The organism is Clostridium sp. CM028, from assembly GCF_030585565.1.
Classification (GTDB): Bacteria; Bacillota; Clostridia; order Clostridiales; family Clostridiaceae; genus Clostridium_AD; species Clostridium_AD estertheticum_B.
On the sequence record NZ_CP077766.1, the window covers coordinates 2,846,523 to 2,863,865 of the forward strand.

Sequence of the window (17,343 nt, forward strand, 5' to 3'; positions counted from 1 at the left end):
ATGGCGGAAGAGATAACTTGAAGATAGGTATAACAGATAAAATTGACACATGTTTTTTTATCTTATTGATAATAAAACTAAAAAAATATCCTATACATTTTATATTATTAGTCAGTGCTGTGTGTAAAAAGTAAAAAAAATTAGGCAAGAGTAGAGATTGGTAAACAGAAGTATTTTAAATGAATATTAAAGAAATTTTTAGAAGGCGGTAATAGAAGTATGGGTTCTATAGAAAATAGTTTAATTAAAAACAGTAGGTATTATAATCACAAAAACAGTATAATAATGTTTTTAGTTGTAACTCCTTTTGTAGCTTTATCCTGGATAGCTATATATACTTCACAAAACTATATGGGATTGCTTGTGTTCCTTACATTGTTAGCTATCGTGGTAGTATGTACTAGGGACATTTACAGTTTGATATTCTGTATTTTATTTATAGCCATCAACAATCAGTTGTGGCTTGTTGAGTTTAAAATAGCATCAATTTCTCTTTCGATAAAAATAATTAGTTATTTATGTATATTTTTGTGTATTCTTGGGTTGCTATTTGAAAAAAGAATCAGTAGAAATACTAAGGAAATGATTGTCCCATTAAAAGTGTACATAATATGGTTTTTATATATTTGTATAGTAAACTTTATAAAGACAGAAATTAACATGCAACTCATTATATATATATTTTGTTTTTTCTTAATGAGTATCATATTTCAAATTTTAGTGCAATCGGATTTAAAATATGCTAAAACACTTATTTTTGTTTACTTTATATCAATAGGAACATTGGTAGCGATTGGATATATTGAACTTATTGTGGGAAAAACATTTTTTATGTCACAATGGGCACAAGGTGAAAGATATAGGTACGAAATTATGCGGATAGGAAGTACTGTTGCAGATAGTAATTTTATGTGTGCTCTTTTGTTACCAGCTTTTGTATTATTTAAGACTAGGGCTTTCACAAAGGTAATAAATAAGCACATTCTTAAGCTTTCTGAGATATTGATTTTTATTCAAATTATTTTAACCTTGTCACGAACTGGCTTGGTAATACTTGCTATTGTTACAGTTTTAATTATTTTATATAAATACAAATATGTACTATTAATAAGTATACCTATACTGATTGGTTCTGCCGCTTATATTAATAGCTCATTTTCAATTTTATATAATGCTGATACCGGAAGTAATTATGCCAGAGAAGCTATTAATTTGTTGGCGCATAATGTATGGATGAAAAATTTTCTTTTTGGGATAGGCTTTGGGCAGTTTAAAGTTATTTCTGAGAGCTATACAACGAGCAGTGTAGTTAGTTCTTTAAGTACGATGAATACATACAATTTGTTATTGACATCTAGTGGATTGATAGGTTTGTTATTTTATGCAGTCTATATTATTTATTCTATAAGGGATAGTGTCTTTAATTTCTTTAAAGATAAGGAATCAGCATATATTGTTATTGCAGTATTAGCATGGTCATTGATGATTTATACTTTAGATTGCTTTTATATAGTGTTTTTATGGATTATACCTGCTATTATTTTATCAATTAATAGAATAAACAATTATAACGCTAAATAAGAGTATATTTAAAACTTAATAATGATTTTAAGAGCGTATAATAATTCTATAATTAAATTTCTTTTTAAACGATATATATTAAAAAGAAAGTGAGTGCTAGAAATCCAACTGTTGGCATAGAGACATAATAAGTATATCGGAAACATTGCAGCAATGGTTCTTGAATGCAATAAGGGGGTAGTATTAGATAGCGAACAGGCACTTATAGAATTAATTTGTGACGAAAAAGATTAAGAAAAATAGTAAATGAATTTAAAAGCAGTAAGAATTATGGCCCATTAAATCTTATATAAAATACAGAACTGTTGCAGTTAATTACAAAAGAAAAAGTCAATAATGATTTCAAAATTCAGATTAGAAAAGTAATTTATTTTCATCGTTAAAAGGACATAAGAAAACTTGTTTTCAAATTCACACCAAATTATTAGGAGGTTAAAAAGATGGTTAAGATCGGTATAATAACATATCATTGTGCTTACAATTATGGTGCTGTTCTGCAAGCGTATGCATTGCAGACAAAACTGAATATATTGGGGTATGAGTCAGAAATTATCAATTTTAGATCGAGTTCAATCGTTGATAATTACAAAGAAAGTAGAATCTCAGGAGGAAAGAGGGCTAAGGTATATAAGATTATAAAGCGAAAACAATTGGTGCACGCACAAAGTGTTCGTCGCAAAAGATATGAAGCTTTTGATAGTTTCATTAATAAAGTTTTAAATCTTTCGCCTAGCACGTATTTGACCACTGTTGAATTAGAGAATGACACATTGGATTATAACGTATATATTTGTGGTAGTGATCAGATATGGAATTATAGCTTTAATGGAAATGAAAATGCATATTTTCTATCTTTCGTTAAAGGCAATTCAAAAAAGATTGCTTATGCTCCAAGCTTTGGAATTGAAAAATTACTGGAAGAGGACTGTCATAAAATCAAACCGCTTTTATCTAGTTTTACTGCTATATCATCAAGGGAAGAAAAAGGCATAAAGATATTAAATGAACAGCTTCAATTGGATGCTACGCACGTTCTGGATCCAACGCTATTACTTGAACCAGAGAAATGGGAAAGCTTTGCATCAAAATACAAAAATGACTTAAAACAAAAGTATATATTCGTGTATATAATAGGAAGTCCAGAAATAGCACTTAAGAAAATATCTGAATTTGCGAAAAAAGAAGATTTACATATTAAATATGTTGGAATCGGATCATTATTGCAACCTAACGGGTCACCAATTATTGATAAAAGCGATATTGGACCAGAGGAATTCATAGAGTTATTGATGGGCGCTGAATATGTATGCACAAATTCTTTTCACGGAATGGCGTTATCAATTTCATTAAATAAGAAGTTTGCAATCATGTTTAATGATACATTGAATACTAGGATGGAAAGTCTATTAAAAATGTGTAGGCTTGAAGAGCAGAAGTATGACACGCAAAACACGCTACAAAAAGAGCATTTTGAAAAGATTGATTTTGAATTTGCTAATAATGTGATTGAACAAGAAAGAAAAAAGTCTATTAAATTTTTAATAGAAGCTATTAAAGAATAGAATTAGGATTATTTATAGTCTTATCTGAATTAGTTTTGTTGTTGCTTAATCGGCGAGAAATCAAAGGTGCAATGTTTAATATTCTAGTAAGATGTGGTATATATTATTAACGATATACATAAACAGGAAATTATCGCTCGCCATCATAGGGAATCGACCCTGATGTGGAGTAAAATAAAAATGATTGTAGGGATAAATGATGAATCGTACAAAAAAGTTTTTCTATAATTCAATATCAACCGCTTTTTATCAAGTAGTGCTTATGATCGCAGGTTTTATCACCCCCTTTATAATGCTTAAGTTCTATGGATCAGAGATTAATGGATTAGTGTCATCAATAAATCAGTTTATTGTTTATTTTAACTTGGTGGAAGCTGGGCTTTCAGGAGCAGCTATATATGCGTTATATAAACCTTTAGCAGATGGTGACAATAAAGCTATAAACGGAGTAGTATCAGCAGCAAAGAAGTTCTATACACAATCGGGTTACATATTTATATCATTAACGATTGGTTTAGCTGTAATATATCCAATGTTTGTGAATTCGAATGCTGTAACACCACTTAATGTTGGGATTTTGGTTTTAATTTTGGGGGTAAATGGTTCTTTAGAGTTCTTTACTCTTTCAAAATATAGGGTGTTGTTATCGGCAGATCAAAGAACTTATGTTGTATCCTTGGCTTCGATAGTTCATATTATTTTTAATACACTTATTATTGTTGTATTAGCAAATCAAAGAGTTGACATAGTAGTTTTGCGCTTTGCGGCATTGTTTTCAATATTTTTAAGATCTTTTATTTTGATGTTTTATGTAAAAGCAAAATATAAGTTTATAAACTATAAGGAGGAACCAAATTTTGCTGCTTTAAATAAGAGATGGGATGCCTTGTATTTACAGATTTTAGGGGCGATGCAAATTGGAGCTCCGGTTATAATACTAACAATAGTCACCAAAAATTTGAAATTAGTAAGTGTTTACACGATTTTCAATATGGTTTTAGCTGGATTAAATGGAATATTAAACATTTTTATAAGCGGGTTATCCGCATCATTTGGTGATGTTATCGCTAGAGGTGAAGAAAGAACTTTGCAGAAGGTTTATGGAGAATTTGAATTTTGTTACTATAGCCTGATAACTGTAATTTATTCAACTGCATTCATAACAATTATGCCTTTTATTAGAATTTATACTAGTGGAGTAACTGATAGTAATTATGATTTGCCATTGATTGGATTTTTGTTCGTTTTAAATGGGCTTTTATATAATATCAAAACACCACAGGGCATGCTTGTCATTTCAGCAGGGATGTTCAAAGAGACGAAGTTACAGACGACAATACAGGGCGCAATTGCTGTAATCATAGGCATTATTTTAGTTCCGTTCTTAGGTATAGCAGGAGTGCTAATAGGATCAATTCTATCAAATATCTATAGAGATGTTGATTTGCTATTCTTTATTCCAAGAAATGTTACAAAACTACCAATAAGAGAAACCGCGTATAGAATTATTAGAATTTTTGTGTGTACAGTAGTTATATGGTTACCATTTTTATTTATCAAACTTAATCCGTTTAGTTATATATCGTGGTTTGCGACTGCTACTGTGATAGCCATATATGCTTGTTTAGTGGTTGCGTTAACAGGGTTTATATTTGAACGCCATGCTCTTATGAGTATATCCAAGAGAATAAAGGGGATGCTTGGGTAATGATAACAGTATTTGATAAAAAGCAAGATTGTTGTGGATGTACAGCTTGTAAAAGCAGCTGTCCAACACAAGCTATAAAAATGAAGGCTGATGAAGAAGGGTTTTTATATCCTGAAGTTAACCAAAAATTATGTGTAGATTGTAAACTTTGCAGAAAGGTATGTCCTCTTCAAAATCAAATTAATGTTCAGGATAGATTTACAGAGCCTTTAGTATATGCACTCAAGCATAAATCAGACAATGTTAGAATGACCAGTGCATCGGGTGGTGCGTACACCGCTATTTCTGATTATGCGTTAAGTACATCATGCACTCTTTATGGAGTAGAATTTAGTGGAGAATTTATAGTTCAACACAAAGGGGCAATAACTGAAGCTGGACGGAATAAGTTTAAAGGATCAAAATATGTGCAAAGTAATTTAGGAGAAACATTTAAACAAGTATATGAAGATTTAGCAACTAATAAAGCAGTATTTTTTTCAGGGACACCATGCGAAGTAGCAGGATTAAGAAAATATATGGAAATATCAAAGGTGAAAACAGATAAATTAATCCTAAATGACATCATTTGTCATGGGACACCCAGCCCTTTACTTTGGAAGAAATATCTAAACTTTATTCAGAAGAAGAAGAAGTTAAAATCATATACTTTTAGAGCTAAAGAAAAAGGTTGGCATGGATGCAATGTTAAAGCTGAATTTGAAAATGGTAAAAGCAAAATAAACACTCCGGATGTGAAAATTTATGCAAATATATTCGAATCTAATTTAGCATTACGGCAATCCTGTTATCATTGTAGATTTTCTAATTTACACCGGCCATCTGATATTACGATAGGGGACTTCTGGGGTATAGAAAAGAGTCTTCCGGAGCTCGATGATGACAAAGGTATTTCTTTAATTTTTGTAAATACTCCTAAAGGGCAATCTATATTTAATCATATGAAGAATAAGATAGATTTTGTGCAGAGCAATACTAACGACTGTCTACAACCAAATTTGGAGAGGCCTACTAAATGCCCGGAGAATCGTGAACAGTTCTGGGACGACTATTATAAATTTGGGTTTATTTATATTGCAAAAAAATATGCCAACTTTAGTTTAAATGCAAGAATAAAAAGAGCTGCAGTAATATTACTAAAAAAATTCGGCTTGTTTCAATTTATAAAGAATTTAGTAAAAAGAAAATAACCAATATAACCTTCTGAAGATATCTTTAGCAAACAGAAGGTATGCAATATACCTCCCAATATGCAACAGGGTCGTGTCAGATACTTAAAAAAAGGGAGTTATGCGAAAATGGTACATTTAATGGGGATTAAGTATAGGAAAATTTAAATTGGGAAAATTAACAGATTGGGGAAAGAATATAAAAAAAACTTGGAGACATCATAGGGTAACGGCCCGAATTCATTGAAGTGGCAAGAAAACTTGTAGATTATGAAATGAAAGCTGGAATTACAGAACGAAGAGCAGGAGATAGAAATACTTATTACTTATAGCGACAAAGCTAAGAATGAATTAGGATTGAAGCATAAATATAATTCACTAGGGACTATCATAAGAATAGCGTGCAAATGTGCAAAATCTTCAAATGGGTGTGAAAAACAACTTACAGAAAAAAGGAGATATGTTATATGAAAGTTAAAAAAGCTGTTATACCAGCAGCCGGACTTGGGACAAGGTTTTTACCTGCGACAAAGGCACTACCTAAAGAAATGTTACCTATAGTTGATAAACCTACAATGCAATATATTATAGAGGAAGCTGTTGCTGCAGGTATAGAAGAAATATTAATTATTACAGGAAGAAATAAAAAGTCTATTGAAGATCACTTTGATAAATCAGTAGAATTAGAATTAGAATTAGAAAATAAACACAAAGATGACATGCTTAAGCAGGTTAGAGATATATCAAACATGGTAAATATACACTTTATAAGACAAAAGGAACCTAAAGGACTTGGACATGCTATAAATTGTGCTAGAACCTTTGTAGGCAATGAACCTTTTGCTGTTATGTTAGGTGATGATATAGTTGATGCTAAGACTCCATGTTTAAAGCAACTTATAGATTGTTTTGAAGATAAGCAAACAACAATCTTAGGGGTTCAAGAAGTCGCTAGGGGAAATGTCGATAAATATGGAATAGTTGATGGAATTCAAGTTAGTGATAGAGTATACAAGGTAAATAACCTTGTTGAAAAACCACAGGTGGAGGTAGCACCATCAAATGTAGCTATACTTGGTAGATACATAATAACTCCAGAGATATTTGATATATTAGATAACACGAAACCTGGTAAAGGTGGGGAAATTCAGCTAACGGATGCTCTAAAGACATTAATTTCACAGCAAGATATGTATGCATACGTATTTGAAGGAAGAAGATATGATGTAGGGGATAAATTAGGGTTTCTAGAGGCAACAGTAGAGTTTGCTTTAAAAAGAGATAATTTAAAAGTCCCATTCATGAAGTACCTTCAAACTTTAAAGCATAATGATAACTTTAATGATTTATACGAAGAAATAGCTTGTAGTAATGAATAGTAGTTAGTGAGAGAAATTGGGTCACTTCATGACCCGCTATGGCAATGGATATGTGCAGGGATGATTAGTGGTTTGAGAGGGAGTAACAAAATGCATAGAATTTTATCTTTGATAGCTGTTATTCTTTGGGTGGCTCTTATTTTTAAGTTGTCATTCCAGCGAGGACAGCATTCAGGTAATCTAAGCTCGGGAATAATAAAGATTGGTATAAAAGCAATAAAGAAAGTTAATCATAATACTAAAATTAGTAATGTAAAATTTGATTACTTAGTAAGAAAAAATGCCCACTTCTTTGTTTGTTTAGTTCTTGGAATACAAATGATAAATGCATTAATAAGAAATAGTGTAGAAGGAATACAGAGTTTAGTATTTGCATTACTTATTTGTATCCTTTATGCCATAAGTGATGAAGTGCACCAAGTTTTTGTGCCTGGCGGGGGAGCTCATGTTAAGGATGTCATTATTGATAGTGCTGGGGCTGCTATGGGACTAGAGATCTATCTAATAAAAAATAAAATAAATACCCGTTAGGCTATAATTTTTATAATGTGACCTATTGAGTAGGCATTGATATGCTCCCCTTAAAGTAGACAGATTAAAAAATAAAAATCTGTCTACTTTAAGGGGAGCATTTTTGTGTCTAGAAGGACTATATATATATATAGGAAGAAAAGTCAGGAAGACCAAGGAATAAAGAGCTTTCAATAGAGCAAAAGTATAACGTCAGAAAAACTACAAGTATAGGTACCAACATCAATTGTAGCTATACTTGGTAGATATATAATAACTCCAGATATATTTTACATATTAGATAATACGAGGCCTGGTAAAGGTACGTATTTAAGTGTTTAAGATATTTACTAAGACAAAAGGCCTAAGTTAATTATTTTTACATTTATACTCGTTATGGTTAATATCTCGCATTACAGGAGTATCCTTACCTGCTGCATGCATTAAGCTACCTAATAAAATATACATAATAGATAATATAATTGAAATAATTATAAATTTAAGCATAAAGACTACATCCTCCCCTATTAATAATAATTAATATATTTTTTTCATTTAGAATTATATAGATTATATGTTTTAATGTTAGCAAATATTCTACTATATATATTCTTCTTTCTAAATTATATCCAAATAAGATGTTAATAAACAAAAGATACTCAAAGGCATTAGCAACAAAGTTTGTCCTATTTCACTTCCAAACGCTATTAGCAACCAACAAACGGGTTCCTTTGTTCATCCATTTGTTGGAAAGGGGTCGTGTCAGACGCCTAGTTTATGGGAATGTGAAGCTAGGCGAAGATGGGACAGCTGATGAGGATTAAAGGTAAAGAAGTTTGGTTGAAAAGATGACAAATTTTTAAAAAAAATAGAAACAAAAAAACTTGGCGGTAGCCATGGGAGGGAACCACAAAATATATATAGGTGTATATTTTGTGGTTTTTTCGGTGTGAAGCGTGGGTTTCACGACATTAACAGAATTCACATTGAAGATAGATAAAGGGTATTTACTTTTAGCATAGACAAGTTATAAGAGAATTATGAATTGGTGAGAGGATATCACCAAATAACATTTAGATTTTACACCTGAGGATATAAAAACGTTTCTTGAGAAACTTAGGAAATTAGTCATTTATGGTAAATATATAATTTCAAAAAATGAAATAGAAAAGAGAACATGGATTTCATAGAAGGTTATAAAATTAATACACAAAAAGAAAAAGAAATTCTATTAGGTCTTCAATATAATGTCGTTAAATCCATAGGATAACTTGCGGTAATCTTCTATGGATAGTAAATACCTAAAAACTAATAATAGTTTAAATGTATAACATCCTCAAAATCATTTCCATATAGAAAAACAAAAGTTTTAGGTACATATATGAACACTAATTTTCTATCATCTTTTACTTCGGGTGTAACAACTACGGACCACTTTGAAGCATCACCATGTTCTGAAACGTTTGTATTAACTCCGCTATCAGCATAAGGTGTAAAATGGGTAGCACTTTTAGGAACCCAAAAGAATACACGGTAATGAGGCCAGTGATCCTTTCCTATAATATAATCATAATGTGGTGTTCCTCGTTTCTCATTTGATGTTTCATTATCTAGTGTTATATTTGTAGCAATAACATTTTGGATATTAGTTAGAGGTAGAAAACTATAAAATAATAATGTTATCAACGACAACATCACAATTAGTAATGAATTTTTTTTAGAAGCCAATAATAACATCTCCATAATTTCTCATATTTATCCTTAGTATTCTACAAAAGTCATTCTTATATACAGAGGTTCAATATAAATAACAGCACAGTTCATTTTGTCTTCACTGAATATATATGCATCTACTATGTTTTGTGTGGAGTTTTGGGTTATGTATTCAGAATATAAAAAAAGCTCTCCAGATAGGAGGGCTTTTCTATATGATAAATTTATTTATAAAATCATCAACTACAAGAATGGTATCAGATGTATTAATATTCTTGATATTTATTTTAATTTTTTCATTACTAAAAATTAAAGTTTTGTTTGTTTCAGAGGTTGTTTCCTCTTTAATTAAATAGCCTGTTATATAGTTGCTGTTTTTAAGATAGCTATGTAGGTATATGCTTTCTTCATATAAATCTATAATAATAATGCCATGATTAATCACATCAATGTGTTTTTTTACTTCTCCATCAATAACAGTATATTTTTGTAAAGGAGTTAAACTCCCATCCTGGGTATAGCCCTTATATAAGAAATAACTATTTTTTACCTCACTGCTAAATCCATCGGAGATTATTAAGTTTAATCGACTGTCCAGTTTTTTTAAATAATCATTACTAAGTAAATATGATTCAATGTTTTTGCAATATTTAAGTTGTTTGTTAACTTTAGAAGTAAAAAGAAATTTTTTTAAAAAATCAAATTTTGCATACTGATATACAGTTTGTTCACTCACATTAATTCGCCCCTATCATTCATATTATGCAAAAGTATAAATAAATTTTTACTTTAAAATTGCATAAAATTCTATATATATTTATATATTGACTTATTTCTCATATAAAAATATATCTTCCAAGTATTATTTTATAATAATTATTATACAATTCACATAATTTTATGTCAATCAAATTTGCGACCTTGTAGAGATAATTGAAGTTCAATCTCTTTCCATTGTAATAAATACAAAATTAAGTAAATGGTTACAAAAAATACTTGACGAATATACATTCGTAGTATAACATTAATATTAGGTTAACAATATGGGGGGAGATTAAAATGCATGTGTTTAAGAAGTAATGAAATTAATTTATGTAAAAAATGAGTATTAAAACTATAAATAATCACGAGGGGGATATATTATGACCGAGCAAGTTAGATGTCCGATTTGTAGGAGAAGATTATTTGATATAGAGGGAGATGCAACAGGAGTAATAGATATAAAGTGCATTCAGTGTAAACAAGTTGCACAGATGAGATTAGACAAGCCAAGTTACAATAACCTAAAAAAACTAGATTCATGTGTTTCGAGCTAAAAGGAGTCTAAAAGAACTACCTAAGAGCCGAACAATTGCTTTTAACAAAGCTTTTGTACGGCTCTTATTTTTTTTATTCAAAGTGCCGGATGATTGCTAATAAAAGCAGTTATCCGGCTATTTTTTTGTTCTTTTAAGAGATTCTATCTGAATTTTAAAAAGATTAAAGGAGAGATGTAATAATGGTCATTAAGTATGAATTTGTAACAGGAGAAATAGCAGAGATTGAGTTATCAAAGGATATTGCTGAGATTGCAATAGAAATTGGAAGAGAAACTTATAACAATGAACGAAGAGAAACACGTAGACACAATTCATTAGAGAAGAAGAATGAACAAGGGTTTCAATTTGAAGATAAGAGTGTGGCTGTTGATATCATAGTTGAAAAAAAAGAAACAAGTAAAGCATTACATAATGCTTTGGAAAAACTGTTACCACAGCAGAAAGTATTAGTACAAAAGATGTTTTTTCAAGATATATCAATTACTCAAATCGCTCGTGCTGAAGGAGTGAATGAAGCAGCTATAAGAAACCGTCTTAAAAAGATTTATAAAAAACTTAAAAATATTTAATAATAGGGGGTTCGGATTTGCAATTCTCGTGGCTATTATATATAGGGCTTAATTAAAAGCCGTTAATAGTGTAGATTTGCAGGGACACTAGATATATTAAGGAGGATTAACTAATGGCTAAATACAGACAGATTTATACAGAATTTTGGAGTGATAGCTTTGTGTTTGAACTTACACCAGAGGAAAAATACTTTTATTTATATCTTATTTCAAATACCAAAACAACGCAGTGTGGTATTTATGAAATATCAAAAAAATTTATAGCTACAGAAACTGGGTACAACAGAGATACTGTAGATAAGCTAATTAAAAGATTCTGTGAGTATAACAAAATACTATACTGTGATGATACGAAAGAGATTATGCTGTTAAATTGGATGAAATACAACGTACCTAACAATATAAACGCTATTAAATGTGTTCATCACGAGTTATCCAGGGTTAAAAATAAAGAATTTCTTAAAATTTTATTTAAAAAATGTGATGTAGCTCAATTAGATGTAGCGAAAATTTTCGAGAACCTCATTATAGAGGAATCTTTTGATATTAATTTTACTGATGATAGAACTTCTGTAAATTGCTACTTAGAAAAAGTGGACAATTATCCCATAAATCTTACTTTAGAAAGAAGCTCTGATGTAATTCCCATGGAAAATATAGAAGACCAAGATAATAATGATTTTCTGAAAAAGGAAGAAATTCAGGAGCCACGTGAATTCATAATTAACAAGGATATTAGTAGGGGCTTACAAGGCCCTTATAAGGGGCTACCAAGTAATAGAATAAGAAGTAATAAAGAAGAATTAATAAATAAAGAACAAGAATTAATAAGTAAAGAAGAAGAAGCATTAACTAAGAAAGAAGCATTAACTAAAGAAGAAGCAATAGTCATAAAATATAGAAACAATTCTGCTGCTGATGGTGAGGGCTTAAAAAGTGTACTTAAGATATTTGAAGAAAATGTACATGCTATCACGCCTTTGGTGTATGAAAAAATATTAGATTTTGCAAAGCAGGTAAGTAGCAAAGTTATCATTATGGCTATTGATGAGGCTGTAGAATATAATGCTAAAACTATAAAGTACATCACTAAAGTACTCAATAGCTGGATAAGTAAAGGCATAAAAACTGCTGAGCAGGTAAAATCCTATCAAAAACAGTGGGCTAGTAAAAAGAGTGGCAGCTCAAGCCCTAATGTGAAAAATGGTGGCTTCTGCGACTATGATCAAAGAACATATGATTTCGATCTTCTAGAAAAACAGCTATTAGGACAAGCATACTGATTAGTTTTCTTTTAATATTCTCTATAAAAAATTTAAAAGGCGGTGTTTTTATTATGGAAAAACTAGTTGAAAAGGCTAAAAATAAAGAGAGTGGAGCTACAGAAGCGATAATAGAAAAATTCAAATATCTCATATTCAAGGAATCTTCAAGGTATCACATTCCAGGTTATGAACTAGAAGATTTAGTGCAGCATGGTTACCTTTCTGTTATAAAAGCCATAGACATGTATAAGCTAGGCAGCAACAGCTTTAACGGCTACTGCATAAATTCTATAAGAATGAACTTCAAAGCCCTTCTAAAAGGACAGATAAAGCATTTTAGAGAAGTTCCAAACAATGAAATGCTAGATTTTGATACTGCAGGGCATTATGAATTTACCTTAGAGGATGAAGTAATTGCCTATGATGAAGTGAAAAAATTATATGTAGCTCTCGAAACGCTTGAGCCATTAGAGCGAAAAATGCTAGAGAGATATTATATTTTAGGAGATTCAATAGGAGAAATAGCCTGTGATAGTGATAAAAGCTACCATCAATTTGCAAGAATTAAGAAAAAAGCATTACAAAAACTCAAAGCGCTTATGTAGCTCTAGATGAGATGATTTAACTGGCAAGAAAGATGCTAAGATAGGAAGATTGTCCAAGAAGATGAGGAATAAATGAAAACCAGATTAGGTAATAGAAGTGATAATACTGGAGTGTTTGTCGATATTTGCAATGCGAAAATTAAAGGATTACGACAAGTAATAGGGAAGTAGATTAAATTGATATATTAATAAGGGGTAATTTTATATAACAAATTTAGGGGGACATGATTAGTGAAGCGGAGAACTAGAACTGAAATGAGAAAGAAAAGGAAAATGAGAACGAGAATAGTAGTAATAACGGCATTAACAGCGGTGGTAGGGTTAAGTACTAGTGCGTGGGCAATTGCAAGTAAAGCGAAAGAGCCAGTTAAAAGCGAGGTTCCTCTTTCAAGCCAAAAGAAAGTAAGAGAAGTAACGCTTACAGCATCAGTTGCTAATCCAACGAGTACAAAGGCAACAATTAGTAAGAAACAGTTGATATCTAAAGAGAAAATCGATGAACTAGTAATTGAAAAGGCTAAAAAGGACGAATTAGCCAAGGAAGCAGAGGCGCAAGCGAAAATGCTAGCAAAGCAAGAAGAGGTTGCTAGACTGGAAAAAATAGCAGTAGATAAAGCGGAAAAAGGAGAAGCAGATAAAGAAAAAGCTAGCAAATTGGCACAAGTATCTGCAAATAAAGCTAAACAAGAAGAAATTGATAGGATAGCCGCTGAGAGAGCAGATGCGCCTAAACAGGCTAGAATAGCAGAAAATTATGAAATAGCGAAAGCATCATTTGACAAAGCAGAAGAAGTAAAGGCTGCTAATTTAGCTAAAACAGAGTTGGACAGGCTTGCTAAAGTAGAAGCAGATAGAATAGCTAAAGTGAAAGCTGATAGCATAGCCAAAGTAGAAACCGATAGGATAGTAAAAGTAAAGACAGCTAGAATACCTAAAGAAGCAGAAGGTAATATAACTAAAGGGGATAGTACAACTAAAGGAGATAGTACAACTAAAGAAAAAGCGGATAAGATTGCTAAAATAGAGGCGGATAGAATAGCTAAAATAGAAGCAGCAAGACTTACTAAAATAAAAGCAGACAGGTTGGCTAAAGAAGAAGCGGCAAGACTTGCTAAAATAGAAGTGGATAGAATTGCGGCAGCGGAAGGTTCAAATCAAACAGCGCTTGAAGCTAGGATTGCAAACTATTTAAACTCTTCAACTAATGTTACCAATGTACTAAATAGGGCTGTGGCATTACATGGTGGGAATACTTCGAATAATTGCGTTTATTTCTCAAGCGAGGTAATGAGAAGAATGGGAGTACCTATTCCACTAGAAACATGTAACACAAGACAGTATTTAAGTTACCTAAATGCACGTGGATGGGAGTCTAATTGGAATATTAAAAAGCTTACACCAGGAAGTATTTGTTTTACAACTAATGATGGCGGAGGATACCCAACGCATACATTTGTATTTATGGGATGGGCTAATAGTAATTATACTTTGGCATATGTTGCAGACAACCAAGGTAGCGAGGCTCATGTACGAGATATGCGTGCAACTTATTCAACAGATAAGTTTGCCTACTTTATGCATAATTAGTCAATGAAATAAATGGACAAATAAAAGAGGAAAGAATAATTAAAATTATTCTTTCCTCTTTTATTTGATTTTAAAGCTGAAAATTATAAATACATATATCTTTAAGTAACAAGTTGAATATAATATAAAGAGGATAGTTCAACTTAGCGATAAAAAATGATGTAAATACCATTAAATTTGTTATATAATAAAAAAAGGAAACATTTTGTAAATATTATGATATACTAAATTGTAAATAAAAATAAATTAAAATGTATTAAATTGTATTAAAATGTATATTTAATAAATTATTTAATAGCATAAAATAAGTTAAAAAAAGCAAGTATACTCCAATACATATAAGTAATAAAATTAAAAAAAAATGTCATATTTGGTCGATAGATGTACTGAACTATAAAATTCAAAATTTGACGTAAAATCTTCGAAATTATATAATAAATCTGTGTAACTTTGTAGAAATTAGTAAAATAGAAATTTTAGATATTGTTATAAATGTGGGGCGAAGTAGAGCGCAGGAGTCTGTATAATATAGTAATAGGGGGGATACAAATGGAAGAATTAGAAACGGATATGAGGGAGACACAGGTAAAGATTACTAGTGAGTATGAAAAAAATGCAGGATATTTTATAATCAAAAGAATAACTGATGTTATAGGTGCTTTATGTGGGATTTTATTACTTAGTCCAGTGATGGTTGTTGTTGCTATTTGGATTAAGATAGATTCAAAGGGGCCTGTTTTTTTTGGACACAAAAGATTGGGTATGAATGGCGAATTTATAAAAGTTTATAAATTTAGAACCATGCTGCCCAACGCTGAAGAATTACTAAAGAAATTGACACCGAAACAAGAAATAGAATTTGAGAAAAGTTTTAAACTTGAAAATGACCCAAGAATAACTAAATTTGGACAATTTTTAAGGAAATCAAGTTTAGATGAATTACCTCAATTATTAAATATTTTAAAAGGCAATATGTCTATCGTTGGACCTAGACCTATAATAGAAAGAGAAATTGAGAACTATGGAATATATGGGGACAAGCTATTAAGTGTAAAGCCCGGTCTTACAGGTAATTGGCAAGCAAGTGGTAGAAGTGATACGACATATGATGAAAGAGTACAACTCGATATGAATTATATAGATTATAGGAGCGTTTGGGTGGATTTGAAAATCATTTTTAAGACTTTTGGAGCTGTGGTTAATAAACAGGGAGCAAGGTAAAACGGTAATAATAGAACCAATTAGAGAATTAAAAATAAAGTTTAGTAAGGAGAATAAATAATATGAAAACTTATTTAGTAACAGGCGGAGCTGGGTTTATAGGTGCAAATTTTGTTCATTACATGTTAAACAAATATTCAGATGTAAAAGTTATAAATTTAGATAAATTAACTTATGCAGGGAATTTAGAAAATTTAAAAGATGTAGAAAATAATACTAACTATATTTTTGTTCAAGGAGATATATGTGACAAAGAATTAGTAGAAAAATTATTTGCAGAAAATGATATTGATTATGTTGTAAATTTTGCGGCAGAATCACATGTAGATAGAAGTATAAAAGAGCCAGAAATATTTGTTAATACAAATGTTTTAGGTACAGTAAATCTTTTAAATATAACTAAGAATGCATGGGAAATACCAGGCGGATTTAAAGAAGGCAAGAAGTTTATGCAAGTATCTACGGATGAAGTATATGGATCCCTCGGCGCAACAGGATTTTTCCTTGAAACAACACCACTAGACCCACATAGTCCATATTCAGCAAGTAAAACAGGTTCAGATTTAATGGTAAAAGCTTACTTTGATACGTATAAAATGCCTGTAAATACAACTAGATGTTCAAATAATTATGGACCATATCAATTCCCAGAAAAACTAATACCATTACTAATAAACAATTGCTTAAGTCATAAAGATTTGCCAGTATACGGTGATGGAATGAATATAAGAGATTGGCTTTATGTTGAAGACCATTGCAAAGCAATAGATATGGTTATAAATGGTGGCAGGGTAGGCGAAGTTTATAATGTAGGTGGACATAACGAGCGAACTAATATGCAAATAGTTAAAACTGTTATAAGTTATTTAAATGAAAATGTAGATAGTGAAATAACAGATAAACTAATAAGTTATGTTGAAGATAGAAAAGGCCATGACAAAAGGTATGGCATAGATCCAACTAAGATAAAGGACGAGCTCGGTTGGTATCCTGAAACTACATTTGAAGTAGGAATAAAGAAGACAATAAAATGGAATTTAGACAATAAACAGTGGATGGATAATATTACAACAGGTGAGTACCAAAATTATTACAACAATATGTATGAAAAATAATTGATATAAATAATACGCTTAGGGATTAAGCTCTGATAGT

16 protein-coding genes are annotated in these 17,343 nt (G+C 30.8%); 13 read left to right on the plus strand and 3 right to left on the minus strand.

Annotated elements, in window-relative coordinates:
- The first annotated feature begins 219 nt into the window (after positions 1–219).
- From KTC94_RS13445 to KTC94_RS13470, 6 genes are all read left to right on the plus strand, one after another.
- The gene (locus KTC94_RS13445) at positions 220–1,581 is read left to right on the plus strand and encodes a hypothetical protein (protein ID WP_220319843.1); all 1,362 of its coding nucleotides are present in this window, start codon (positions 220–222) and stop codon (positions 1,579–1,581) included.
- A 440-nt stretch (positions 1,582–2,021) separates the two neighbouring features.
- Positions 2,022–3,143: a polysaccharide pyruvyl transferase family protein gene (locus KTC94_RS13450; protein WP_220319844.1), complete on the plus strand. Its 1,122-nt coding sequence runs from the start codon at positions 2,022–2,024 to the stop codon at positions 3,141–3,143.
- 199 nt (positions 3,144–3,342) lie between these two features.
- Positions 3,343–4,851, plus strand: coding sequence for a hypothetical protein (locus tag KTC94_RS13455; protein WP_220319845.1), 1,509 nt, complete (start codon positions 3,343–3,345; stop codon positions 4,849–4,851).
- The gene (locus KTC94_RS13460; protein WP_220319846.1) at positions 4,851–6,041 is read left to right on the plus strand and encodes a Coenzyme F420 hydrogenase/dehydrogenase, beta subunit C-terminal domain; all 1,191 of its coding nucleotides are present in this window, start codon (positions 4,851–4,853) and stop codon (positions 6,039–6,041) included. Before KTC94_RS13455 ends, KTC94_RS13460 begins: the two co-directional genes overlap by 1 nt.
- Positions 6,042–6,487: 446 nt before the next feature.
- The gene (galU, locus tag KTC94_RS13465; RefSeq protein WP_220319847.1) at positions 6,488–7,399 is read left to right on the plus strand and encodes a UTP--glucose-1-phosphate uridylyltransferase GalU; all 912 of its coding nucleotides are present in this window, start codon (positions 6,488–6,490) and stop codon (positions 7,397–7,399) included.
- A 90-nt stretch (positions 7,400–7,489) separates the two neighbouring features.
- Positions 7,490–7,930, plus strand: a complete 441-nt coding sequence (locus KTC94_RS13470) for a VanZ family protein (protein ID WP_220319848.1) — start codon at positions 7,490–7,492, stop codon at positions 7,928–7,930.
- 348 nt (positions 7,931–8,278) lie between these two features.
- Here KTC94_RS13470 and KTC94_RS13475 read toward each other — a convergent pair whose 3' ends face one another.
- The 3 genes from KTC94_RS13475 to KTC94_RS13485 all read right to left on the minus strand — a co-directional run bounded on the left by KTC94_RS13475 (position 8,279) and on the right by KTC94_RS13485 (position 10,358).
- Positions 8,279–8,416, minus strand: coding sequence for a hypothetical protein (locus KTC94_RS13475; protein WP_220319849.1), 138 nt, complete (start codon positions 8,414–8,416; stop codon positions 8,279–8,281).
- 801 nt (positions 8,417–9,217) lie between these two features.
- A complete protein-coding gene (locus KTC94_RS13480; RefSeq protein WP_220319850.1) occupies positions 9,218–9,637 on the minus strand; it encodes a hypothetical protein in 420 nt (139 codons plus the stop codon).
- 196 nt (positions 9,638–9,833) lie between these two features.
- Entirely contained in the window at positions 9,834–10,358 is a 525-nt protein-coding gene (locus tag KTC94_RS13485) for a hypothetical protein (protein WP_220319851.1), read from the minus strand.
- Between the two features lie 406 nt (positions 10,359–10,764).
- Here KTC94_RS13485 and KTC94_RS13490 point away from each other — a divergent pair, with 406 nt between their 5' ends.
- The 7 genes from KTC94_RS13490 to rfbB all read left to right on the plus strand — a co-directional run bounded on the left by KTC94_RS13490 (position 10,765) and on the right by rfbB (position 17,303).
- Positions 10,765–10,938: a hypothetical protein gene (locus KTC94_RS13490; RefSeq protein WP_220319852.1), complete on the plus strand. Its 174-nt coding sequence runs from the start codon at positions 10,765–10,767 to the stop codon at positions 10,936–10,938.
- 182 nt (positions 10,939–11,120) lie between these two features.
- On the plus strand, positions 11,121–11,510 hold the full coding sequence (locus KTC94_RS13495) for an RNA polymerase sigma factor (RefSeq protein ID WP_220319853.1): 390 nt from the start codon (positions 11,121–11,123) through the stop codon (positions 11,508–11,510).
- Positions 11,511–11,623: 113 nt separating this feature from the next.
- On the plus strand, positions 11,624–12,793 hold the full coding sequence (locus KTC94_RS13500) for a DnaD domain-containing protein (RefSeq protein ID WP_304518656.1): 1,170 nt from the start codon (positions 11,624–11,626) through the stop codon (positions 12,791–12,793).
- A gap of 53 nt (positions 12,794–12,846) precedes the next feature.
- Complete coding sequence (locus KTC94_RS13505) at positions 12,847–13,380, plus strand: sigma-70 family RNA polymerase sigma factor (protein ID WP_220320144.1); 534 nt, start codon at positions 12,847–12,849, stop codon at positions 13,378–13,380.
- Between the two features lie 231 nt (positions 13,381–13,611).
- Complete coding sequence (locus KTC94_RS13510) at positions 13,612–14,967, plus strand: hypothetical protein (RefSeq protein WP_220320143.1); 1,356 nt, start codon at positions 13,612–13,614, stop codon at positions 14,965–14,967.
- Between the two features lie 549 nt (positions 14,968–15,516).
- The gene (locus KTC94_RS13515; protein WP_216302569.1) at positions 15,517–16,188 is read left to right on the plus strand and encodes a sugar transferase; all 672 of its coding nucleotides are present in this window, start codon (positions 15,517–15,519) and stop codon (positions 16,186–16,188) included.
- Positions 16,189–16,250: 62 nt separating this feature from the next.
- On the plus strand, positions 16,251–17,303 hold the full coding sequence (rfbB, locus tag KTC94_RS13520; RefSeq protein WP_220320142.1) for a dTDP-glucose 4,6-dehydratase: 1,053 nt from the start codon (positions 16,251–16,253) through the stop codon (positions 17,301–17,303).
- Positions 17,304–17,343: the final 40 nt, after the last annotated feature.

Bases quoted from the DNA above. Each gene is read 5' to 3' on its own strand.
- KTC94_RS13445 (WP_220319843.1), top strand. From the start codon at position 220: ATGGGTTCTATAGAAAATAGTTTAATTAAAAACAGTAGGTATTATAAT.
- KTC94_RS13450 (WP_220319844.1), top strand. From the start codon at position 2,022: ATGGTTAAGATCGGTATAATAACATATCATTGTGCTTACAATTATGGT.
- KTC94_RS13455 (WP_220319845.1), top strand. From the start codon at position 3,343: ATGAATCGTACAAAAAAGTTTTTCTATAATTCAATATCAACCGCTTTT.
- KTC94_RS13460 (WP_220319846.1), top strand. From the start codon at position 4,851: ATGATAACAGTATTTGATAAAAAGCAAGATTGTTGTGGATGTACAGCT.
- galU (WP_220319847.1), top strand. From the start codon at position 6,488: ATGAAAGTTAAAAAAGCTGTTATACCAGCAGCCGGACTTGGGACAAGG.
- KTC94_RS13470 (WP_220319848.1), top strand. From the start codon at position 7,490: ATGCATAGAATTTTATCTTTGATAGCTGTTATTCTTTGGGTGGCTCTT.
- KTC94_RS13475 (WP_220319849.1), bottom strand. From the start codon at position 8,416: ATGCTTAAATTTATAATTATTTCAATTATATTATCTATTATGTATATT.
- KTC94_RS13490 (WP_220319852.1), top strand. From the start codon at position 10,765: ATGACCGAGCAAGTTAGATGTCCGATTTGTAGGAGAAGATTATTTGAT.
- KTC94_RS13495 (WP_220319853.1), top strand. From the start codon at position 11,121: ATGGTCATTAAGTATGAATTTGTAACAGGAGAAATAGCAGAGATTGAG.
- KTC94_RS13500 (WP_304518656.1), top strand. From the start codon at position 11,624: ATGGCTAAATACAGACAGATTTATACAGAATTTTGGAGTGATAGCTTT.
- KTC94_RS13505 (WP_220320144.1), top strand. From the start codon at position 12,847: ATGGAAAAACTAGTTGAAAAGGCTAAAAATAAAGAGAGTGGAGCTACA.
- KTC94_RS13515 (WP_216302569.1), top strand. From the start codon at position 15,517: ATGGAAGAATTAGAAACGGATATGAGGGAGACACAGGTAAAGATTACT.
- rfbB (WP_220320142.1), top strand. From the start codon at position 16,251: ATGAAAACTTATTTAGTAACAGGCGGAGCTGGGTTTATAGGTGCAAAT.